The organism is uncultured Parasphingorhabdus sp. (assembly GCF_963975555.1).
In the GTDB taxonomy this organism is placed as follows: Bacteria; Pseudomonadota; Alphaproteobacteria; order Sphingomonadales; family Sphingomonadaceae; genus Parasphingorhabdus.
In genome coordinates this window covers 649821-670836 of record NZ_CAXBHH010000001.1, presented here as the reverse complement: position 1 = coordinate 670836, position 21016 = coordinate 649821, and the positions used below count along the sequence as shown (strand labels likewise).

The following is a 21016-nucleotide window of genomic DNA, read 5'->3' as shown; positions in this document are numbered from 1 at the left end:
ACCCTCAAAATCTGAAATTAAATGCCGGGGCGCTGCGTATGGCTTCCGGCTCAAGATGGCGGGCAATAGCGTGAGAGCCGATTCCCGTCAATAGCTTAGTGAACCGCTTATTTCTGGCATTGTGAACAGTAAAAGGTCGACCGGCCACTATCGACTCGGCGCAGCACCGGCGCACCGCAGTGACAGGCCTCGCCTTCCCGCCCATATACCAGCCAGTCCTTGGCAAAATATCCCAGCTCCCCGTCCGGCTTGACGAAGTCGCGCAGAGACGAGCCACCGGCTGCGATGGCAGCGGTCAGGACCTGCTTAATCGCCAAAACGAGCCGTTCGTAGCGCGGTTTGGAGATGGCACCGCCCTTCAGGCCCGGAGAGATACCCGCCATGTGCAGCGCCTCGCATACATAGATATTCCCGAGTCCAGCGACCGTGCGCTGGTCGAGCAGCAATTGCTTGATCGGGGCCTTGCGATCTTTGGTTGCGGCTTTCAGATAGGCGGCGGTAAAATCGTCCCCCAGCGGCTCCGGCCCCATCAACACAAAAGGCTTATAGCTACCGAGAAGCTCGGCGCGCACAATATCCAGCGAGCCGAATCGACGCGGATCGTTGAGCGCCAGCCGGTGCCCCGATTCGGTCTCGAGCAGCAGATGGTCATGTTTCTCGATTTCTTCGGGATCAATCCGCCACCGTCCCGACATGCCGAGATGAAAGATCATCACGTCGCCGCGGTCGGTTTCGATAAGTCCGTATTTTGCCCGCCGGCCGAGCGAGGTCACCACCGCACCGGTCATCCTCTGCCGCAAATCAACCGGAATCGGCCAGCGCAAATCGGCGCGGCGCGGCTCCACCAGAGTGAGCCGCTGCCCCTCGAGCACAGGGCTCAAACCGGCGACGGTTGTTTCCACTTCGGGCAGCTCTGGCATGGGGTTCCTTATTCGTTACGGTCCAAAAGGCAGCTATAGAGTGATTGCAGTGCTGCCAAGGCTCGTCTACTCGGGATTTCAACGAAAAATCAGCGCGGGCAAAAAATGGCTATCGAAAGCAAAACCGTCTCCTTCGGCTATGAAGAGGTCGAAGAGAGCGAAAAGGTCGGCAAGGTTGGTGCGGTTTTCTCCAGCGTTGCTTCCAAATATGATGTGATGAACGACGCGATGAGCGCCGGAACCCACCGCTTGTGGAAAGACCGCTTCGTGCGCCGCGTCAAGCCGCGCGCTGGCGAGACCATATTGGATATGGCCGGCGGTACCGGCGACATTGCTTTTCGCATGGTCGACAGCGGCGCCGATATCACGGTTGCCGATATCAACGCGGAGATGCTGGCCGAGGGCGTGAAACGGGCGCTCGACAAAGACGAAACGCGCATGGTCTGGAGTCAGCAGAATGCGGAGCAGCTCAACTTTCCCGACGCACATTTTGATGCCTATACGATTGTCTTTGGCATCCGTAATGTCACCCATATCGACAAAGCCCTGGCCGAGGCGCATCGCGTGCTGAAATATGGCGGGCGTTTCTATTGCATGGAATTTTCGCAAACCAAATGGCCCGGCTTTGACAAAGTCTACGAAACCTATTCCCACAAGATCCTGCCCAAGGTTGGCAAGGCAGTAGCGAATGACGAGGCCAGCTATCGCTATCTGGCCGAATCGATCGCGAAATTTCCGCCGATGGAAGAATTCCGGGCGATGATTCAGGCCGCCGGATTCAGCCAGACCAAAGTGGAGCCGATGATGGGCGGACTGGTCGCGATCCATAGCGGCTGGAAAGCCTGAGCACATATCCGATGACCAGTTCCCGCACCCATATATTCCGCCTGCTCAAATGGGGCCGCACGCTCGCCAAACATGGTGCGCTGCGCAATCTGGAGAAGCACAAGGCGACACCGCCGCAAGTTCGCCGGCTGTTCCGCATCGCGCGCATCGGTACATTCCAGCCGAAGGAGCCCAATTATTCGGCTGCGCTGCAGGCCATTGGCCCGGCGGCAATCAAGCTCGGGCAGACGCTGGCAACCCGCCCCGATGTAATCGGCGAAGCGGCCGCGCGCGATCTGCTGCAATTGCAGGACAGCCTGCCGCCCGTGTCGTTCGATTTGATCCGCGACGAGATTGAACTGAGCCTCGGCAAGCCTCTGGACGAGCTGTACAGCTATATCGATCCCGTTCCGGTAGGCGCCGCCTCTATCGCCCAGGTTCATCGCGCGACCACGCTGGATGGCAAGGATGTTGCGGTAAAGGTCCTGCGTCCCGGCATCATCAAGAAATTCAACCAGGATATCGAAACCTACGAGTGGGCTGCAGCGCATCTCGAGGCTCTGGGCGGCGAAGCCAGGCGCCTCCGCCCGCAACTGGTCATCGCCAACTTTCGTCGCTGGACGATGCGCGAACTGGACCTGCGCCGCGAGGCCGCCAGCGCTTCGGAGCTGGCCGAACATATGGCCCAGGTCGATCAATATGAAATTCCGGCGATCGACTGGGACCGGACCTCGGGCCGAGTCCTGACCCTCGACTGGGTCGATGGCATCAAAATCTCGAACCGGGATGAGCTGATCGCAGCGGGCCATGATCTTGATTCGATCGCCAGCCGCCTCGTTCACACGTTCCTCAAGCAGGCTATCGAAGCAGGCTATTTCCACGCCGACATGCATCAGGGCAATCTGTTCGTGAAGGCTGACGGCACGATTGTCGCCATTGATTTCGGCATCATGGGCCGGATCAACAAGAAAGCCCGCGTCTGGCTGGCGGAGATTCTCTACGGCCTGACCACGGGCAATTACAAACGCGTCGCGGAAATCCATTTTGAAGCGCAATATGTGCCCGATCACCACAGCATGGAGGATTTCGCCACGGCTCTACGCGCGGTCGGCGAGCCAATGCGCGGCAAACCGGTCAGCGAATTGTCGGTCGGTGATATGCTCGACGGACTGTTCGCCATCACCCGCGATTTCGACATGGAAACCCAGCCGCATCTGCTGCTGCTGCAAAAGACGATGGTGATGGTCGAAGGCATTGCCACCGACCTCAATCCGACGATCAATATGTGGGATGCCAGCGGACCTTATGTAAAACAGTGGATCCGCGGCGAGCTCGGTCCGGAAGCAGCGATTGCCGACCGGATCAATGACGACCTGGGCACCATCATGATGCTGCCCGATATCGTTCGGCGTCTAGACGCCCAGCTCCCCCGACAGGGCGGCGCGCCACCGCCACCGCCGGTGGCCGATATAGAATTGATCTGGGAGAAACGGACAAAGTCCGGCGACGGAGGCTTCTGGCGTTATGCACTGACCGCGATCGTTGCTGGCGGGGCTGGTGCAGCCGCCATGTTCATGTGGGGATGAACCAACCGGACCTGCGTCCGAATTAGAGGACATATGTCGCTTGGCTTTGGGCCTGCTTGCCCCTAAATCGGATAGGATGGTAAAACCCAAACATATCCTGCTGATCATCGGCGGTGGCATCGCGGCCTATAAGTCCAGCGAACTGATCCGCCTGATCAGGAAGTCCGGCATGACCGTTCGCTGTGTTCTCACCGAATCGGGCGCGCAGTTTGTCACACCCATGACGCTCGCGGCTTTGTCCGAAAATGAAGTGCACACCACGCTCTGGAGCCTGAAAGACGAGACCGAAATGGGCCATATCCAGCTCAGCCGAGAGGCCGATCTGGTGGTCATTTGTCCCGCTACCGCCAATCTGCTCGCCAAAATGGCCGGCGGGATCGCGGATGATCTCGCGACGACCTTGCTCCTCGCCACCGATACGCAGGTGATGGCGGTCCCGGCAATGAATGTGCGAATGTGGCAGCATGCGGCTACCCAGCGCAATATCGCCCAGCTCAAAGCAGACGGGATCATCGTCATGCAGCCGGATGAAGGCGCTATGGCGTGCGGCGAATTTGGTCCGGGCAGATTGCCGGAGCCGGAAGCGGTGATGGCGGAGATTAGCGCGCTGATCGGATCACCCTCGCTAATGGCTCAGGAAACCGGGCTGGGCCGAAATCCGCTCGACGGCCAGCCCGCCTTCGCCCCCGACCGGCACCGCCCGCTGCGCGGCAAGCATGTTCTGATCACCGCAGGACCGACGCATGAACCGATCGATCCGGTACGCTATATCGCCAACCGCTCTTCCGGCCGTCAGGGCTTTGCCATTGCCGCCGCTGCAGCCGAAGCCGGAGCGCAAGTGACATTGGTCGCCGGCCCCGTGCATCTCGTGACGCCGACCGGCGTCACGCGCGTTGATGTCGAGACCGCGCTCGAAATGGAAAAGGCGGTGCACGACGCCCTGCCCGCCGATATCGCAATCATGGTCGCTGCCGTTGCCGACTGGCGGGCTGACAGCCAGTCCGGACAGAAGATCAAGAAAAAAGGCGCAGCACCGGAGCCGCTCAAGCTGACCGAAAATCCGGATATATTGGCGGGTCTCGCCCGTCACGTGCAACGCCCCGGCCTGCTCATCGGCTTTGCCGCCGAAACCGAGAAAGTTGCCGAACATGCCCAGGCGAAGCTGGCGAAAAAAGGCTGTGACTGGATTGTTGCCAATGATGTCTCCGGAGACGTGATGGGCGGCACCGACAATAGCGTGCATATCATCACCAAAGCCGGCAGTGAAATCTGGGAACGTCTGCCCAAGCCGGAAGTTGCCCGGCGTCTTGTAGCCAAAATCAGCGAGGAAATTGCCTGATGTCCGAACCCGTCGATATTGCTGTCAAACGGCTGGATCATGCCGGAGACCTCCCGCTGCCATCCTACGAAACCAGCGGTTCGGCCGGCATGGATGTTCGGGCGGCAGAAGCACTGACCATCGCGCCGGGACAGCGCGGCCTGACCGGAACCGGTTTCGCCTTCGCTATTCCCACAGGCTATGAAATCCAGGTGCGCCCGCGCTCCGGCCTGGCGCTGAAGAAAGGTGTCAGCATACCCAATACGCCGGGCACGATCGACAGCGACTATCGCGGCGAACTGAAGGTCATTTTGATCAACCATGGCGAGGATGATTTCATCATCGAACGCGGCGACCGGATTGCCCAGATTGTGGTAGCGCCGGTACAACTGGCAAATTTGACCGAGGTCGATGATCTGGATGATACCGCAAGAGGCTCTGGCGGCTTCGGCTCGACAGGAATATAGATTGACCGAAAGAAACTCCGTGCTGAGAGGCTGCCGTCCCATCTTTTTCTTCCGCTACCCCGAATGACTTCGCTCACCGACGAACAGCTCGACCGCTATGCCCGCCATATCGTGCTCAAGGATATTGGCGGCGTGGGACAGAAGAAGATTCTCGATGCCCATATATTGGTGGTCGGCGCGGGCGGCATTGGCTGTCCTGCAATCCAGTATCTGGCGGCAGCGGGAATCGGCGCACTTACCATTATCGATGATGATGTAGTTTCGCTGTCGAACCTGCAACGGCAGATTTTGTTTAATGCTGATGATATCGGCAAAGCGAAGGTCGATGCGGCCGAGAAATTCACGCAAAGGCTCAATCCAGATATCTTAATAAATAAGGTTAATCAAAGGCTTACCGCGCAGCATTTTTCAGACGACGCCGCAGCATTTTTTGCGCCTTTTGACGCGATTATCGACGGCACGGACAATTATCAAACCCGCCTGCTGGTCTCCGATCTCTCGGTCACTCACCGCGTCCCGCTCGTTTCCGCAGCGATTGGCCAGTTTCAGGGACAGCTCGGCACGTTCCGCGGCTGGGAAGATGACAAGCCCTGCTACCGCTGTTTCGTCGGCGACGCGCTCGACCCTGATGATTGCGACAATTGCAGCGAAGTCGGCGTGCTCGGCGCGATGGTCGGGTTGATGGGCAGTTTCGCAGCGATGGAAGCAATTCGCGTGGTCACCGGCTTTGGCCAGGACCCCGCCGGAAAGCTCCAGCTGTTCGACGGCCTCGCCCCGTCGATGCGCAGCATAAACCTGCCCAAGGACCCGCATTGCAAAAGCTGCGGCACGCCGCCACAAACCTGATCAGCGCTAACATGGTCAGGTCGTCGACTTGACCGGCCATAGACTTGCCGGTCCCGAAACTGAGCTGCTGAATTCAAGAGCTATTTCGATTTGAGATGACTGCAATAGCGACTTCCGTCTCATTTGTTGTCGTGCGCGTGGATTGGATACTATTGTGAAACTATCCACCACATGCCTGGATCAGCAATACGATCTCCGTTGATTGTCAGGGCATCTCCAGTCGATACTCGATTTTCGAGACGGCATAGCCTTTGCCATAAGGTTCGACGCTTATCAGCAGATAGTCGTTTCTCGCTCTGTCCGACAAGAAGAAAACGTCGAAATTGTGATCATTGGCGGCGGCTTCTATCCGGTCCCAGTGTGACATGGTTTCCTTCAGGTTGAAGGCTTCTATGGAATCGAGCTCGGGCGGCACCATGCAATCCGGGTTTTCCCAAGTGTAAGCGGCTTCAAATGGAAAACCGGTGTCGACATCGCTGGCGGGCAGCAGTTCAACATAGCCGGTCGTTGCAGCTGCACAGTCGTGTTTCACCATATAAACGTAGGTTATCTGTGGCTTAAGCAGATCAGCAACAGGCGCGCCGTCGCGCAATCGCTGCACGAACAATTCGATAAAGGCCAGCCTCCGCTGGTTTACTGGCTCATCGAAATCGCTTGATGCAATCTCGATTGGCGATTCCTCTGCCTGTTCTTGGGTCGTCGCTGCCGCATCTATAGCCACGGAGGTCAGGTCTTGCACCATTTCAGGCCTGGTCGAACACAGGCCGAGATTGTCGAAATAGGTGCGCGCTGCCGCCGCATCGCCCGCCAATGCGAGCCCCAGCAGGCGATCGGCCTCGTCGGGGGCATCGCGAGAGGCGGGATGGTCGCGATCCTCCGTGACGAAAAAATCGACTGCAAGCACCGCAGCGGGGAGCCGCAACTGTTCTATGAAGGCATCCACAACCGTTTCCGGGAAGGTGCCGTAATGGATCGCTCCGGCGTGGACCATCCAGCGACCGCTGCAGCGCGCAGCGTCCTTCATGTTGAAGACCATCGGAGACCTTTGCTCGCCTTCGGCAAAGCCGGCTGTGGCCGTTTCCCAGTCAATCGCCGCAGGCTCGCTAGCCGACCCTGCCCCAGCGGATAGCGCTGCGGCGGCACTGGCGATGAACCATTTGCTACACGTAAGCCAAGCGTTCAAGGTCGATTCCCCGTTTCACATTCCACACCTTCAAGGATTCGCCAGTCATTGGAAGCGCTGGACACATAATGGTCTCGTGTGACCTCTGGAAGGCTTTCCCACTTGCCTTCAAAACGGTCATAGGGAACCGCTGAAATATGGAGGCATTGCTCCCCTTCCCAGCGGTCAATCCGCCAATCGTACATCGGATAGAGTGGCGGCCCGGCATTGACAATATAGGGCTCAAGCATGTTTCCGTAGGTTTGCCAGATCGCAAAGCCTTCAAAACCGCCATAGTTCGCATCGGACCTTTGCAACGTGGCAAATTTACTGCCGTCGGGCGAAAAAAGCGGTCTGGAACCTGTATCGATCTCGCGACCCTGGCGGGCCCGGTCGATCAATACATAGCCGAAGGCCTCAAGACCGATCCAGTTGAAGCCGAGGAAGCGTTCGCCAAATCGCTCGAGATTGGTGGCCTCGAACATCCATGCGGTTTCCACGCAATAGGTCCTGCTATGCTCGGTCCATATCGCGATCCAGTTGCGCGAAGATGTGGCGATGCCCGCCCAGTCGGCTGGCAGAGCGACGGGATCTACGCGGTCGACTGTGATTTCCGGATCACTCGGCAGGTCGTCGCAAATCGAGATGTCTGGCGCTTCGGTAGCAAGGGCGGGAGTCGCCTGGGCTAGGACTATCGTCGCGAGGGCGGAACTGCCCGCCATCATCCGACAATATATTCTGCGCAGCGGCTTTGGTCTCACCCTAGCTACCCCCTTTCGCCGGAACCCTATAGCTTGACCAGCATCTTGCCCGTGTTCGCGCCGGTAAACAGCCCGATGAACGCGTCCGGTGCTTTCTCCAGTCCCTCCATCACCGTTTCACGGCCCTTCACAGCGCCCGATGCAATCAGTTTCGCCATATCGGCGTTGAATTCGGGCACTTGCGCGGCGAAATCGGGATAGAGGAAGCCTTCGATCTTTATGCGCAGGCCAATGATCATGGTCAGATATTGCATCGATTGCGCCTGTTGATTGTTGTAAACGTCAATCATCCCGCAAATCGCCACACGGGCGCGTTCGTTGGAGCAGGCGAGCGCCGCATCGAGATGTTCACCGCCGACATTGTCAAAATAGACATCAACGCCGGATTTGCCGAGTTCTTTCAAGGCTGCGCGCAATTGCGGCAATACCGGACCGGCCTTGTAATCGATGCAGGCATCGGCGCCGATTTCTTTAACCCATGCACATTTATCTGCGCCGCCAGCGGACCCGATCACGGTCATGCCCTTGGCCTTGGCTATCTGGGTAACGGTCGAGCCAACCGCGCCAGCCGCCGCAGACACGAAAACGGTTTCGCCTTCTTTGGCCGCGCCGACTTTCAGCAAGCCAAACCAGGCAGTGCCTCCGGGCATTCCGATGATTGACAACCAATGTTGGTCGGGAACACCGAGATCGGGAAGTTTCACCGGTGGCATTCCGCCTTCGGGAGGATTGCTGCCGCCAGCGACAACCGTGTCGCGCCAACCCGCCATATGCAGCACTTTGCATCCGACCGGATAATCGGCGTTGTTGCTTTCGGTCACCGTACCGACCGCGCCGCCGGTCATCGCTTCACCGATACCGAACGGGGGCGCATAGCTTTTCACGTCATTCATACGTCCGCGCATATAGGGGTCAACCGACAGCCAGCTATTCGTGATGCGATATTCGCCTTCGCCAAGCGGGGCATCCGTTGCCTCGATCATCTGGAAATTATCAGCCACCGGAGTACCGGCGGGACGACTCTTCAAGGCCCATGCACGCATATCTATTTCCTTTTTCGGTTCGTTTAACCGTTGATGTAGCGGCTATTGGCGAAATGCACGAACTTTTCGCGCGTTCAATTTCACTCCAGCCAATATCGCGCGGACAAAAGCGGACTGGCCACCATCGCGGAACACAAGCTTCCCCGCCCCGATTTGCGCTTTGGCCAAAATCGGCTAGGACAGGAAAAACACTGGGAGGAACATCATGACATTACCGGTAACCGGCCTCGCCGCCGCGATTTGTGCCTTGCTGCTGATCTATTGCGCTTATGCCACGGTCAAGGTCCGCATCGCTACCCAGATCGGCTTTGGCGACGGCGACAATCCCGATCTTCTTGCCGCCCGGCGCACCCATGCCAATCTGTCCGAACATGCGCCGATTTTCCTGATCATGCTCGCCATCCTCGAACTGGCCAACGCCAGTCATATCGGCATCACGATCATCGCGGCGGTTTTCCTGATCGGCCGGGTCGCCCATATCGTCGGCATGGCCCAGCATCACAAGGGCGGCTCCCCGCGCTTTCGCCAACTGGGCGTGATGGCGACCTGGCTGACCACGGTCGCGCTGGCTGTGTGGATCCTCTTTCTGTTCGTGACGATGCATTTGTAAGATCTGTGTTCGCCAACGGATAACCGTAACCCCTGACTATTTGATGCATTGAGACGGCAAAGCCGGTCGCCTAGCTTCCCTCCTGTCAATTTAGGAGAGAAAATAATGGCATTGGTATCCGTAGTAGGTGCAACCGGACGGCAGGGACTGGCACAAATGAGACAGCTGGCCGCGGCCGGGCACAAGGTCCGGGCGCTTTCGCGCAGTGAAAATCCGGACCTCGGCGGCAGCAACGTCGCGGATGAAACCCGGGTCATTGATCTTTCCGACGAATCGACATTCGTACCGGCGCTGGAAGGTTCCGACGCGGTTTTCTACACCCATCCCCTGCAATCGCCCGGCGATCGTTCGGAGCTTGTCGCCAAACTCGGTTCGGCAGCGCTGGAGGCCGGTCTCGACCGTTTCGTCTGGAACACATCGGGATGGATTCCGGATCAGCCGGGAGAAGCCCATACTTATGGCGACAATACGGGCGCTATCAACGCGCTTTTCCGCACCGGCATTCCCGCGACCGTCTTTGGATCGGTGCTGTTCATGGACAATCTGTTGACCAACTGGGCGCGGCCTTTCATCGTCAATGAAGACCGCTATGTCTATGCGCACAAGCCCCATTTGCAGGCCAACTGGATCAGCCTCGACGATGTCGGAAAATGCATGACGGCGGCGCTGTCCCGCCCCGATCTCGAAGGCGCCTGGATGAATATCGGCGGCCCGCAAGCGTTGAAACCGACCGAGGTCACCGAGGCCCTGTCCCGCGTGTTCGGCCGGGAAATTAAATATGATCCCTGCACACCCGAGGAATTTGGTGCGTTGCTGGTCAAGGCTCTGGGTGATTCCATGGCGGAAGAAGAGAAACAGCCGATGCGCGACTTTATCGCGTCCTTCTATCATTATAATAATGATTCACCGACCCAGCCGTTTCTGGTGAACACCGACTATATGCACCGGCGCCTGCCAGAGGTTGAATTCGAAACGCTCGAGCAATGGGCGGCACGGCAGGACTGGTCCGACAACGCTCATCGGCCATCTGCGGGCTAGATTCCGAAATGCTTCATGGGCCCCGCTCCGCCGGTGCGGTTAGCGGGGCCCATCGAAAATTCAGTTGCGCTTGAGATAGGCGCCCCTGCCATCTGCCGGCAGCAGCCGGTCACCGGAAATATCCAGCCGAAGCTCCTGGAACGGCGGCTTGATGAACACCCTGTTGTCCAGTTTCACTTCATAGACCCGCGCATTGCGGTCAGGCGCTACATCGAAGCTGGACGAATATTCAGAGCCGTCATACTGCAAGGTCAGCTTGATCGCCTTTAGCTGCCGCTCATTGGCTGCGGGCGCGAAGGCGAAGCCCAGCTCATGGCTGTTCGCCGTCTCGACACTGCCATCAGCAAAGGAAAATTCGGCGTCGATGTTCAGCCGTGCATTGGGCCGCTCGCGCCGGTTGACCCAGACACCGACGCCCTCGTTCCAGTCGATCCGGGGTCCGGATCCATTACCGGAATATTCGGTCGTATAATCGGACAGGAAGAAACATTCGGCGGGCAGCGAGGGCGGTTGATAGCGGGCGGTCTTGCCAGCCGCCCGTCCGCTCTTCGCCAGAACCGCAACCGCATGGCCCCAGTCCCGCCTCGCGCTCCGCGCGGAAACTTCGAGATTATCATCGGGGTCGGACAGGTGACGCGCGAAATAGGCGGCAATCGCCTTTTCATAAACGTCCCGCAGTTCGCGTTCGCCTTTGACCGCGGCGTCGAAACGTTGCAGCGGCGTCAGCTCTTCCGATGAAATATAATCGTCCGAGGAAGCATAATAGCCGCCGGTGTCGAGGAACGCGCATTGCCACTTCGCCCGGTTCTTCAGCCGGATCGTTTCGCTGGCAAAAGCTGCATCTTTTTCTTCGCGCCCCCAGGGATAGCCACCCGCCAGCGCAAATACCGGCGTGTCTTTGTCGAACCGGTGCGGGCCGAGTATCACCTGCCCCTCACTTTGCGTCCATCTGCCCTCGCTATATAGATCAAGACTGCCGACGATCAGCATCCATTTATAGCTGCCATCGGCCTCGAGCTGGAGCTCCGCCGCGGTTTCCATCACCCCGCCCAGCCGATAATTTCCCGCCAGGCTGCTAGCGGTCGCCTGTCCGCCGCTATCGGCGACGGGCTGGGCGAGAGCGGCTGGCGCGAAGGCAAAGGCGCAAATTGTCGACAGCAGATAGATGGATAGGTTTCGCAAAGTCAGGCTCCCTTTGTGGCGCGGCTCATTGGAGGATTATCGGCACAGGTTAAAAGCTCGCTCCATCCACGTGCCGTACCGGCAGATGCTGCCACTCTTCCGGCTCGAACATCCGCATATTTACGCCCATCCGCTCGGGCGACGCGGTGATCGGGGTCCAGTGGGTGTGCGAGCCACAGGTCGCGCAGTTCCACGTGGTGATCATCTTGTCGCCCTGGACATAGGCGTTCAGCGCATCGGGCTTCGCTTCGACCTGCACCTCATCAGGATGCCAATAGCCGCCCATCCAGCCGGTCCTCCGGCATAAAGAGCAATTGCAGCGCGACACTTCGGCGGGCGGTTCCGCGACCTTGATCTGCACCGCGCCGCAATGGCATTGGCCTTTCATGGCCACTTCCTCAACATAGCCGCTCAACACAGGCCATGCGACAGGACCTGATCGACCCAGTCCGGCACCAGATCCCCCGCCTTGCCCATCCGGCTTTCGTGGAAATGAAAACTGCCCTCCGACGGATCGAGATTCATCTCCAGCGTGCGCGCACCGTGATAGCGGGCGGTCTGGACAAAGCCGGCGGCGGGATAGACCGCGCCCGATGTGCCGATCGAGACGAACAGATCGCACTGGGCGAGCGCCTGCTCGATCCGCTCCATCTCGTACGGCATTTCGCCGAACCAGACGATATCCGGGCGCAGACAGCCGGGCACATGGCAGTGCGGACAGACGGGATGGCTCGCCATTACACCCTCAAAGGCAAAATGCGCGTCGCAGGCGCGACACCAGGCGCTGTTCAGCTCGCCGTGCATATGCAGCAACCGTTTCGACCCGGCACGTTCGTGCAGATCATCAACATTTTGCGTGACCAGCAGCAGCTCGCCCGCCCATGTCTTGTCGAGCTTCGCCAAAGCCTGATGCGCCGCATTGGGCTCGACGGTCTTCAGTTTGGCCCGGCGCTCGTCATAGAATTTCTGCACCAGATCGGGGTCGCGGACAAATGCCTCTGGCGTAGCGACATCCTCGACCCGGTGTCCCTCCCACAGACCATCCGGCCCGCGAAACGTGGCGACCCCGCTTTCGGCGCTGACTCCGGCGCCGGTGAGGATGACGATATTGTTGATAGTGTTTCGCATATTGCCTTTCTTCGTCATGCTGAACTTGTTTCAGCATCCATTTCGTCTCATAGAAACTGCTTAGAGGATAAGTGGATCCTGAAACAAGTTCAGGATGACGAGACCGAGCTCAGGACGAACGGGAACAAGCAGAATGACAGCCATCGGAATTATCGGCAGCAAGGGCCGCATGGGACAGGCGCTGGTCGCGGCGATAGAGGAAGCGGGCCACAGCCACGCCGGCGGCGCGGACCAGGGCGATGATGTCCCGGCACTGGTTGCAGCCAGCGATGTGCTCGTCGATTTTTCCTCGCCGAAGGCGCTGCAGGCGAATCTCGATGCCTGCGTCGCGGCGAACAAGCCGATTGTCATCGGCACCACCGGACTTGAGGCGGAGCATCACGCCGCCATCGATCAGGCCGCAATAAAAATCCCCGTTCTGCAGACCGGCAACACCTCGCTCGGCGTCAATATGCTGGCGGCGCTGGTCGAGCAGGCCGCGAGCAAGCTGGGCGATGACTGGGATATCGAGATCGTCGAGATGCATCACCGCCACAAGGTCGACGCGCCGAGCGGCACCGCGAAATTATTGGGCGAAGCCGCCGCGCGTGGACGCGGCATCGACCTGACCACCAACAGCGAAAGCGGCCGCGACGGCATCACCGGCGCGAGGGCCAAGGGCGCGATAGGCTTTGCAGCGTTGCGCGGCGGGTCGGTCGCCGGCGATCACACGGTGATATTGGCGAGCGACGAGGAACGGATCGAACTGACCCACAGGGCAGAGAACCGGATGATCTTCGCGCGCGGCGCGGTGAAGGCGGCTGGCTGGCTGGTCGGGCAGAGTGCTGGAAGATACGGGATGGATGGGGTTTTGGGGTTTTAGGCATCACCCTGACCTTCGCAGCCAATATCCTTCTCAAATGGGTAAGAAGCTACCAATAGCGCCGGAAAAGTCCTGTCCTACTTCCACGCCTATCGGCTAAGATCGCGGCAGGCTCTTTGACACACTGGATATAATATTGGCGTTGACGGCTGTCCGCATGGTTCTAGCGCGCGCTTTGACGAAGCAAATGCAAAGATCACACTAAGGTTACACTAGGGGACTGGTTCGCGACCTGAAAATACCGGAGATCTGCGGACTTGGGGCAAAGGTCACAGAAAATAAAACAGGGTGCCTCTGTAAAGTTCCAGACGATGGCAATATCGTCGGCCGTGCCCGATGATACAATTGAAATAATGGAGCCTCTTTACCGGATCGCCGCCACAATTTGTCGGTCAGGCGAGATCTGCCCCGGTAATTTTACAGGTCAACCGGGCTAAGGTCATGATTTCCCATACAAGAATTCCGGCGCCACGCTACTTCATCTTATCTTTACCTCGAAACCCTAGGATCAACCGGTAACTTTCCGCGTGGAAAAGGGTTCTATTCGTTGCTGCGTTTTCAAAACATCATCCTGGAGATGATCGCTACCGGAGTGCCGCTGAATGTCACGGCGGAGCGATTATGTCACGAGATCGAACTGCTGCTGCCGAACGTCGCCTGTTCCGTACTGCGGGTCGAGCGAAGCGGCTTGCTCTATCCGCTTGCCGCGCCAAGCCTGCCGGCGATATTTTCCGAACTAATCGCCGGGACGATGATCGGCCCGAATGTCGGATCCTGCGGCAGCGCCGCCTATCTAGGCGAACCCGTCATTGTGACCGACATCGAAAATGATCCACGCTGGACCGGATTTAAGGAACATCTGCTGCCATCCGGGTTCAAGGCCTGCTGGTCGGTGCCGATCGAGAATGCGACTGGTGCGGTCTTTGGTACGTTTGCACTCTATTTCAGGCAAAAGCGGATGCCGAACGCGCTCGAAGAGAAACTGGTCAGCGCCTGCATCCATCTTTTCGCCATCGCACTCGAACAGCACGACCGGGCCCTCGAGCGCGAACGGCGGGCCTCGATCGATGCGCTGACCGACCTGCCGAACCGGTCCAGCTTTGATACGGCGCTCAGCCGCCTATCCTGCGACGAACCGGGCACATGGGCGCTGATGGTGGTGGATCTTGATAATCTCAAGACGATCAACGACACATTCGGTCATCAGGCCGGCGACGAACTGTTGCAGAAAGTGGCACAGCGAATACGGGAGAATGTTCTGCCCGACCACGTGTTCCGGCTCGGCGGCGACGAATTTGCGGTGATTCTTCAGGAAACCGGCGCGGTTGCCAATCTGGACAGAACCGCATCGCGCATTCTCGATGCGGTCGGCAGCGTTACCAGTTGCAGCGGCCATATGATCCAGCCACGCGCGACCATCGGCGGGGCCGCGCTGTCGCCGGGCGATGACAATGCCGAGACCGTGCACAGACATGCCGATTTTGCGCTCTATCACGCCAAGGAAACCGGTCGCGGCGGTTTCGTCCGTTACTGGCCGGGCATCGGCACGGCGATCAAGAAACGGATCGAAGTGATTCAGGACGTCGACTGTGCCCTGCAGGAAGGGCGGATCGAGGCCTATTATCAGCCGGTCATCCGGCTCGACACGCGGGAAATCGCCGGTATGGAAGCGCTTTGCCGCCTGCGGACGCCGGAAGGCAATATCGTCTCGGCCGGAGCCTTTCATCAAGCCACGACAGACGTCGATGTAGCTGCCAAGCTGACGCAGGGTATGTTGGCTCTGGTCGCTGCTGACCTTCGATCCTGGCTGGACCGCGGCATCCCGTTCCAGCACGTCGGCATCAACATCTCTTCTGCCGACTTTCATAGTGGCACGTTGTACGACCGCATCGAAGCCGCCTTTGGTCGCGAGAATGTTCCCCTGAAGCATGTCGTGCTCGAGGTGACAGAATCGGTCTATCTCGGGCAAAATGACCCGGTTGTTGCGCAAGAAATCAAGTCGCTTCGCGCCCATGGCCTGCGGATAGCACTGGATGATTTCGGAACCGGCTTTGCCTCGCTTACCCATTTGCTGACGGTGCCGGTCGATATAATCAAAATTGACAAGTCCTTCGTCAGCCAGTTGCGGCTCGACAACCGCAGCATCGCGATTATCGAAGGCCTGCTCGACATCGCGCGGAAGCTCGACATCCGGGTTGTCGCAGAGGGTATCGAGACCGAAGACCAGGCCTATTTGCTCGCCCAGATCGGTTGCAAACTGGGACAAGGCTATTTGTACTCGGCCGCCGTTGCGCCCGAGCCGGCGACCGAATTGCTGCTGAACCACGCGCAGCGCAGCGGACTGGACAAGGTTGAATCCATTGACAGTCTCCCCCGGCGCCCGATCACGGGTCAGCCGTTCCCGCCAGAAACCGGAACCGAGAAGACAAATGGGCGGACCGGACCGGACGATACTGATTATGCCGCCGCCCGGGCAGTTTGAACGACCGGCAAACACAACGAGCTTAAAAACGGATAGAAAAGCGCGAAATGCTTTCCGTGAGTCGCAACCTCCTATAGCCAAGCCATATGAAGAATGATTCTCTCGATCCGCTGATCCGCGACGCCTATGCCATCGCGGCCCAACCGGAACGGTTGATGAAATTATTGACGCTTCTGCAGAAGCCGGGCGCCGCGAATGAAGGCGACCTTCAGCCTCATTTTGCCAATGTTACCGAGTTGCTGACCGAGATCGATCCCAGTGTCGGCGATGATTTTTCCACTTATGCACGCGATCTCGAAGGAACCAACGGTCTGCTGGCGCAACCGGACCTGTCACTCAGCACGTCGATGACGGTGTTGAACGTCGACGAGCAAATCTTCAAAAGCTCTGAACTGAATGGAGGACGATCGGTCCCCGACTGGCTGTTTGGCGTCGATGGCGAGGCTTATACGCAGGTAGAAAAGCTGTTGAAAGGCAGAAGCACCGGCCCCGCGATCGTCCGTCTATACACGGACCGGGACGATGACAGGGGCGTGCTGTTTGCCGCTCAATTGTCCGGCGGCAGCAATGCCGAACTGGATTTCCGGGTCATGCGGCTGCGCTGGAATGACGTGATCGGCAATGCCTTCGCACGGTCTCTGGAGCTGACAGCAACCGAAGAGCAGCTCGCGGAACATCTGGTCAATGGCCTGTCGGTGATCGAATTTGCAGCGCTCCGAAAGCGGGCCTTGGGAACAGCAAGAAACCAGCTCAAAACCCTTCTGCGAAAACTGGGCATCGGTTCGCAAACCGAGCTGATCTCGCTCTACGCCGGCTTTAGCAGCGCATTTGCAACCGCAGAATCACAGGAACAGAACCTGCCTTCCTCCCGTTCGAGCCACAAGTTGACTTTGCAAGATGGCAGCGCCCTGCCTTTTGAAGTCTATGGTGATCCGGACGGTAAGCCGGTTCTATATCTTCACGCCACGATTGATGGTGCCTATCTGACCACCCGCCAACAGGAAGCCGCCGCGCAGCACGGCCTGCGCGTCATTGCCCCCTGGTTGCCCTTTTATGCAGGCAGCAAGATGGCGAGCACCGGCCTCGCGGTTGTTGGCGAATTTATCGAACGGCTTGTCCATTTGCTCGATCAACTGGAAATAAAGCGCTGTACAGTCGTTTCGGCCAGAGTGGCTGCGCCTTATGGCATGGCCGCCATTCGCAGCCACCCGAACCGTTTTTGCGGACTGGTCATGGCCGGTGCAATATTGCCAGCGGGCGACGACAATGATTTCTCGCATCTCGCCATGGGCTACCGGGCGCCGCTGCGGCTCGCGCGGATCGCTCCGTCTTTCGTGCGTCTATATTTTGCGGCCGTCTCGACGATGGTCCGGCGCGGCAAGAGCATGGCCTATTTCCAGAGCATCTATGGCGAAAGCGCTGCCGATATGCTCACCCTCAACCGGCCCGACGTGGCCGACCTGATGCAGCGATCGATGAAGCGTACCTTCGAAGATGGTTATGAATCCACCGCGCAGCAAGCAATCCTGACGGCGAGTGACTGGTCGAAATGGTGTCGCGATCTGGAAGTTCCCGTCACGGTTATTAGCGGAGCGGAAGACCGGCTTGCGCCGCCTGATATGGTCGAGAAATTCTGTGATCGCTATGGCTTCAACCTGATCGGACCGTTGCAGGACGTCGGCAGTCTGGCGATTCAACAAGTCCCGCACCAGATCTTCGAGGAAGCCGCGAAAATCCACCGGGACTGATCCAGTGTTAGGCATCCCCGTCGAAGGTCGGCGCTCATCCGCGCCGGTCCATGGCAGACCAGTTTTCGGGGATAATCCGCCGCTATGTACCATATGGTATATTCTAAAGCCTGCACGACTCCATTACTTGCCTCGGTAAATGTAATGGAGATCAACAATGAACTTATTAAAACCGGCCATCGCGGCATTATTCGCCGTTTCCATGCTCGGCAGCGGAACGGCTCACGCGCAATTTGGCGGCCTCGGCAAGGCGATCAAGAAAGAAGCAAAGCAAACCAAACGCGATGCCGAGAGAGAGGCTGTGAACCAAGCCGATAATGCTATCGACAACGCACTCCGCGGGAAAACCGGCAAGCTTGGGACAAGCGGTAGCAACTCCAGCGGTGGTGGATCAACTACTCTCGGCACACCTTCTTCCAACCTCACATCGCAAACGCAATGTACAGGCATCGCTCTATCCAACGTGACGGTCGGAAATCTCGGCAGCTACACTTTCCAGCAGGGCTTCAGCAAAGAGAAGCGCACCGGTTTCATCAACCGCAAGCCCGGCAAGATAAGCGGGTCCTGCATCGCGCCGTCGCTGCAGCCGCAGGAAATTCTCTATTTTGAAGTGGACGAGAAAAAATACAAGGCGATGGACAAGGGCAATGACTTTGCCTGGCAGTGCGTCAAATCAGACGATCCCGGCGCCGGTACGGTCGATTACTGGACATGGCATAGCGATCAATATCTTGGCGATTCGCATATGAAACTGCATTGCGGCAATGATCAGGGCGTCACCGATTGCGCCACCGGCACCAACTCGTCCCGTGCCTCCGCTTATACCGCCGACAGGAAAAATCGTGGCAAATATGGCATCAGCTTTCTCGCCCGCCTCAACGAGCGCAGCCGCGCAAAAACGGAAAAGCTCTATTGCCAATATTATAACAAGAGAACCGGCAAGAGCCTGGTCGCCTTCGAATATCTGAGCGCGCCTGCCCGCTAGTTTCGAACCCGCTTCACTTCATCAAATTTCCAGAAGGAACCACAATATGCGTTATGCAATCGCCCTGTCATCACTGATTATTTCGAGCCTGGCCGTTCCCGCCGCTTTCGCCCAGTCGAGCGGCACGACCGTGGCCAAGGACGGCAGTTGCCCGACCGGATTCAAGTCGTCGGGAAGCTCGTGTAAATCGAGCTCCGGCGCAGTCGCCATTGCCAAAATCGGCTCCTGTCCATCGGGCTTCAAATCCTCCGCCAATTATTGCGTGGGCGATAAAGGCGACTATGCCGAAGTCAAAAGCGGCAGTTGCTCCGGCGGATTGAAGGCATCCGGCAAATATTGCGTAAAATAGACCAATTAAGGCGATTACAGGCAAAGGAAGGCCTGTAATCGCCTCAGCCAATCTGCTTGCCAAGGTCGTGGGGACGCAATAGGTCTGCGGTATGGATTTTGATGACCAGTTACAACGCTATTTTGGCACCGCCGATCTCGCCTCGATCCAGCCGGAGGCGATGAACGCCGGCATCGAGCATATGCGGGTGGACTTTGGTCTGGAGAAGGACCGCGGGCGGCGCTTTGCCTTATGGGCCGTGCTCTATATGCTCGGCACCCATCTGGATCTGGACAAGGCTTTCAAGGACGAGGCCGATCGTAATAGCGCGCGGGACTTCATGGATTTGATGGACCGGGTTCCGGAAGACTGACGCGGCATGAAAAAAGCCGATATTTTCGAGTTTTATTCGCGCCTCGCCGCCGATAATCCCTCACCGGAGACCGAGCTGAACTATGGTAACACCTATCAACTCGTGGTAGCCGTAGCGCTGTCGGCGCAGTCGACGGATATCGGCGTCAACAAGGCCACACGGCTGCTGTTCGCCGACGTCAAAACCCCGCAGCAGATGGTCGATCTCGGGCTCGACGGACTGAAAGAGCATATTAAAACAATAGGATTGTTCAACACAAAGGCGAAGAACGTGATCGCTTTGTCGGAAATGCTGATCGCCGATTTTGGCGGCGAAGTTCCGGCGGATCGCGACGAGCTGGTCAAGCTGCCCGGGGTCGGTCGCAAGACCGCCAATGTCGTGATGAACTGTGCCTTTGGCGCCGAAACGTTCGCGGTCGACACGCATATATTCCGGGTCGGCAACCGCACCGGCCTGGCCCCGGGCAAGACCGTACTGGCGGTCGAGAAGAAGCTGGAGACCCAAACCCCCGGACCGTTCCGCGTCCACGCCCATCACTGGCTGATCCTGCACGGCCGCTATATCTGTAAGGCGCGCAAGCCGGAATGCTGGCGCTGTCCGGTCGCCGATCTGTGCCGCTTCAAGAAGAAGACGCCCGCTCCCGAATGATGCTCTCCAATTAAGCGCGCAACAATCCGCCGCCTCGCGCCGAGCATTCAGCTTCGGGAAATATGTCCGGCTGTAAATTATCGGCCAAGATGGCAAACATCCACAGGAGAAGAGCATGCGCCTGCAATCCACGATCATCATCGCTTCCGCCCTCGCCGCCGGAAGCGTCGCCTTTGCTGCCGAGAAAGCATCCGGCGACGACAAATATGAAATCAAGACAATCGGCGAACCGGAAAGCTGCATCAGCCGATCGCGCATCCGCTCGACCGACGTGATCGACGACCAGACGATTGATTTCAAGATGAGCAATGGCGACATCTATCGCAACAACCTGCCCAACAAATGCAGCGGTCTCGGCTTCGAGGAGGCCTTTTCCTACAAGACCTCGACCAATCAGTTGTGCAGCGTCGATATCATCCACGTGCTCGACCAGACCGCCGGCAGAATCGAAACCCGCGGCGCCTGCGGACTGGGTAAATTCCAGAAGATCGAGAAAATTCCGAGGGACAAAAGCGGAGGCTAGCCCTTGCTTGGCCGATCAGCAAATATTTGATTGGCAATGCGCCAATGTCGCTGCTAAACGCCCATCCGGCGACACACGCCTTGGCACCCGTAGCTCAGCTGGATAGAGCGCTGCCCTCCGAAGGCAGAGGTCACAGATTCGAATTCTGTCGGGTGCACCATTATTTCAATGACTTACGTCG

The 21016-nt window shown here is 58.2% G+C and carries 22 protein-coding genes and 1 tRNA gene; 16 read left to right on the top strand and 7 right to left on the bottom strand.

The window, feature by feature from the left end; translation table 11 throughout:
• Positions 1–107: 107 nt before the first annotated feature.
• A complete protein-coding gene (gene mutM / locus AAC060_RS03235; RefSeq protein ID WP_339822838.1) occupies positions 108–920 on the bottom strand; it encodes a bifunctional DNA-formamidopyrimidine glycosylase/DNA-(apurinic or apyrimidinic site) lyase in 813 nt (270 codons plus the stop codon).
• A 105-nt stretch (positions 921–1025) separates the two neighbouring features.
• Between mutM and AAC060_RS03230 the strand changes: the two genes are divergently transcribed.
• The 5 genes from AAC060_RS03230 (at position 1026) to AAC060_RS03210 (ending at position 5962) form a co-directional block, all read left to right on the top strand.
• Positions 1026–1766, top strand: a complete 741-nt coding sequence (locus AAC060_RS03230) for a class I SAM-dependent methyltransferase (RefSeq protein WP_339822837.1) — start codon at positions 1026–1028, stop codon at positions 1764–1766.
• Positions 1767–1777: 11 nt separating this feature from the next.
• Positions 1778–3331 carry a 2-polyprenylphenol 6-hydroxylase gene (ubiB, locus tag AAC060_RS03225; protein WP_339822836.1) on the top strand — a complete coding sequence of 518 codons (1554 nt, stop codon included), beginning with the start codon at positions 1778–1780 and terminating at the stop codon, positions 3329–3331.
• Between the two features lie 76 nt (positions 3332–3407).
• Positions 3408–4670, top strand: coding sequence for a bifunctional phosphopantothenoylcysteine decarboxylase/phosphopantothenate synthase (locus tag AAC060_RS03220; RefSeq protein WP_339822834.1), 1263 nt, complete (start codon positions 3408–3410; stop codon positions 4668–4670).
• On the top strand, positions 4670–5116 hold the full coding sequence (dut, locus tag AAC060_RS03215; protein ID WP_339822832.1) for a dUTP diphosphatase: 447 nt from the start codon (positions 4670–4672) through the stop codon (positions 5114–5116). Before AAC060_RS03220 ends, dut begins: the two co-directional genes overlap by 1 nt.
• A 63-nt stretch (positions 5117–5179) precedes the next feature.
• Positions 5180–5962: a HesA/MoeB/ThiF family protein gene (locus tag AAC060_RS03210; RefSeq protein WP_339822830.1), complete on the top strand. Its 783-nt coding sequence runs from the start codon at positions 5180–5182 to the stop codon at positions 5960–5962.
• Between the two features lie 205 nt (positions 5963–6167).
• Here AAC060_RS03210 and AAC060_RS03205 read toward each other — a convergent pair whose 3' ends face one another.
• From AAC060_RS03205 to AAC060_RS03195, 3 genes are all read right to left on the bottom strand, one after another.
• Positions 6168–7145, bottom strand: a complete 978-nt coding sequence (locus tag AAC060_RS03205; RefSeq protein ID WP_339822828.1) for a hypothetical protein — start codon at positions 7143–7145, stop codon at positions 6168–6170.
• A complete protein-coding gene (locus AAC060_RS03200; protein ID WP_339822826.1) occupies positions 7142–7849 on the bottom strand; it encodes a hypothetical protein in 708 nt (235 codons plus the stop codon). Before AAC060_RS03200 ends, AAC060_RS03205 begins: the two co-directional genes overlap by 4 nt.
• A 62-nt stretch (positions 7850–7911) precedes the next feature.
• Entirely contained in the window at positions 7912–8928 is a 1017-nt protein-coding gene (locus tag AAC060_RS03195; protein WP_339822824.1) for an NADP-dependent oxidoreductase, read from the bottom strand.
• 205 nt (positions 8929–9133) lie between these two features.
• Between AAC060_RS03195 and AAC060_RS03190 the strand changes: the two genes are divergently transcribed.
• Positions 9134–9538 (top strand): MAPEG family protein, encoded by a 405-nt coding sequence (locus tag AAC060_RS03190; RefSeq protein WP_339822822.1) that lies wholly within the window; start codon positions 9134–9136, stop codon positions 9536–9538.
• 105 nt (positions 9539–9643) lie between these two features.
• On the top strand, positions 9644–10576 hold the full coding sequence (locus AAC060_RS03185; RefSeq protein WP_339822820.1) for an NmrA family NAD(P)-binding protein: 933 nt from the start codon (positions 9644–9646) through the stop codon (positions 10574–10576).
• A gap of 60 nt (positions 10577–10636) precedes the next feature.
• Here the strand turns inward: AAC060_RS03185 and AAC060_RS03180 are convergent, their stop codons facing one another.
• From AAC060_RS03180 to AAC060_RS03170, 3 genes are read right to left on the bottom strand one after another with little or no spacing between them, the layout of a single operon-like run.
• Complete coding sequence (locus AAC060_RS03180) at positions 10637–11758, bottom strand: hypothetical protein (RefSeq protein ID WP_339822817.1); 1122 nt, start codon at positions 11756–11758, stop codon at positions 10637–10639.
• A 49-nt stretch (positions 11759–11807) separates the two neighbouring features.
• Positions 11808–12146, bottom strand: a complete 339-nt coding sequence (locus AAC060_RS03175; protein ID WP_339822815.1) for a GFA family protein — start codon at positions 12144–12146, stop codon at positions 11808–11810.
• 23 nt (positions 12147–12169) lie between these two features.
• Positions 12170–12886 (bottom strand): NAD-dependent deacylase, encoded by a 717-nt coding sequence (locus tag AAC060_RS03170; protein WP_339822813.1) that lies wholly within the window; start codon positions 12884–12886, stop codon positions 12170–12172.
• A gap of 133 nt (positions 12887–13019) precedes the next feature.
• On the opposite strand from AAC060_RS03170, the gene dapB reads away from it, so the two are divergent.
• The 9 genes from dapB (at position 13020) to AAC060_RS03125 (ending at position 20995) form a co-directional block, all read left to right on the top strand.
• Positions 13020–13748, top strand: coding sequence for a 4-hydroxy-tetrahydrodipicolinate reductase (dapB, locus tag AAC060_RS03165; protein ID WP_339822811.1), 729 nt, complete (start codon positions 13020–13022; stop codon positions 13746–13748).
• Between the two features lie 547 nt (positions 13749–14295).
• Positions 14296–16230: an EAL domain-containing protein gene (locus AAC060_RS03160; RefSeq protein ID WP_339822808.1), complete on the top strand. Its 1935-nt coding sequence runs from the start codon at positions 14296–14298 to the stop codon at positions 16228–16230.
• A gap of 86 nt (positions 16231–16316) precedes the next feature.
• Entirely contained in the window at positions 16317–17978 is a 1662-nt protein-coding gene (locus AAC060_RS03155; protein ID WP_339822807.1) for a hypothetical protein, read from the top strand.
• 157 nt (positions 17979–18135) lie between these two features.
• Positions 18136–18963, top strand: a complete 828-nt coding sequence (locus tag AAC060_RS03150) for a hypothetical protein (protein ID WP_339822806.1) — start codon at positions 18136–18138, stop codon at positions 18961–18963.
• A 46-nt stretch (positions 18964–19009) separates the two neighbouring features.
• Positions 19010–19312: a hypothetical protein gene (locus tag AAC060_RS03145; protein WP_339822804.1), complete on the top strand. Its 303-nt coding sequence runs from the start codon at positions 19010–19012 to the stop codon at positions 19310–19312.
• 91 nt (positions 19313–19403) lie between these two features.
• Positions 19404–19664, top strand: a complete 261-nt coding sequence (locus AAC060_RS03140; protein ID WP_339822802.1) for a hypothetical protein — start codon at positions 19404–19406, stop codon at positions 19662–19664.
• A 6-nt stretch (positions 19665–19670) separates the two neighbouring features.
• Complete coding sequence (gene nth / locus AAC060_RS03135; RefSeq protein WP_339822800.1) at positions 19671–20312, top strand: endonuclease III; 642 nt, start codon at positions 19671–19673, stop codon at positions 20310–20312.
• Positions 20313–20427: 115 nt separating this feature from the next.
• Entirely contained in the window at positions 20428–20835 is a 408-nt protein-coding gene (locus AAC060_RS03130; protein WP_339822798.1) for a hypothetical protein, read from the top strand.
• 83 nt (positions 20836–20918) lie between these two features.
• Positions 20919–20995, top strand: a tRNA-Arg gene (locus AAC060_RS03125).
• The last annotated feature ends 21 nt before the right edge of the window (positions 20996–21016 follow it).

Bases quoted from the DNA above. Each gene is read 5' to 3' on its own strand.
- AAC060_RS03150 (WP_339822806.1), top strand. From the start codon at position 18,136: ATGAACTTATTAAAACCGGCCATCGCGGCATTATTCGCCGTTTCCATG.
- mutM (WP_339822838.1), bottom strand. From the start codon at position 920: ATGCCAGAGCTGCCCGAAGTGGAAACAACCGTCGCCGGTTTGAGCCCT.
- AAC060_RS03210 (WP_339822830.1), top strand. From the start codon at position 5,180: ATGACTTCGCTCACCGACGAACAGCTCGACCGCTATGCCCGCCATATC.
- AAC060_RS03195 (WP_339822824.1), bottom strand. From the start codon at position 8,928: ATGCGTGCATGGGCCTTGAAGAGTCGTCCCGCCGGTACTCCGGTGGCT.
- AAC060_RS03145 (WP_339822804.1), top strand. From the start codon at position 19,010: ATGCGTTATGCAATCGCCCTGTCATCACTGATTATTTCGAGCCTGGCC.
- AAC060_RS03140 (WP_339822802.1), top strand. From the start codon at position 19,404: ATGGATTTTGATGACCAGTTACAACGCTATTTTGGCACCGCCGATCTC.
- AAC060_RS03175 (WP_339822815.1), bottom strand. From the start codon at position 12,146: ATGAAAGGCCAATGCCATTGCGGCGCGGTGCAGATCAAGGTCGCGGAA.
- AAC060_RS03130 (WP_339822798.1), top strand. From the start codon at position 20,428: ATGCGCCTGCAATCCACGATCATCATCGCTTCCGCCCTCGCCGCCGGA.
- AAC060_RS03185 (WP_339822820.1), top strand. From the start codon at position 9,644: ATGGCATTGGTATCCGTAGTAGGTGCAACCGGACGGCAGGGACTGGCA.
- ubiB (WP_339822836.1), top strand. From the start codon at position 1,778: ATGACCAGTTCCCGCACCCATATATTCCGCCTGCTCAAATGGGGCCGC.
- AAC060_RS03190 (WP_339822822.1), top strand. From the start codon at position 9,134: ATGACATTACCGGTAACCGGCCTCGCCGCCGCGATTTGTGCCTTGCTG.
- AAC060_RS03170 (WP_339822813.1), bottom strand. From the start codon at position 12,886: ATGCGAAACACTATCAACAATATCGTCATCCTCACCGGCGCCGGAGTC.
- AAC060_RS03155 (WP_339822807.1), top strand. From the start codon at position 16,317: ATGAAGAATGATTCTCTCGATCCGCTGATCCGCGACGCCTATGCCATC.
- dut (WP_339822832.1), top strand. From the start codon at position 4,670: ATGTCCGAACCCGTCGATATTGCTGTCAAACGGCTGGATCATGCCGGA.
- AAC060_RS03200 (WP_339822826.1), bottom strand. From the start codon at position 7,849: ATGATGGCGGGCAGTTCCGCCCTCGCGACGATAGTCCTAGCCCAGGCG.
- nth (WP_339822800.1), top strand. From the start codon at position 19,671: ATGAAAAAAGCCGATATTTTCGAGTTTTATTCGCGCCTCGCCGCCGAT.
- AAC060_RS03220 (WP_339822834.1), top strand. From the start codon at position 3,408: ATGGTAAAACCCAAACATATCCTGCTGATCATCGGCGGTGGCATCGCG.
- dapB (WP_339822811.1), top strand. From the start codon at position 13,020: ATGACAGCCATCGGAATTATCGGCAGCAAGGGCCGCATGGGACAGGCG.
- AAC060_RS03230 (WP_339822837.1), top strand. From the start codon at position 1,026: ATGGCTATCGAAAGCAAAACCGTCTCCTTCGGCTATGAAGAGGTCGAA.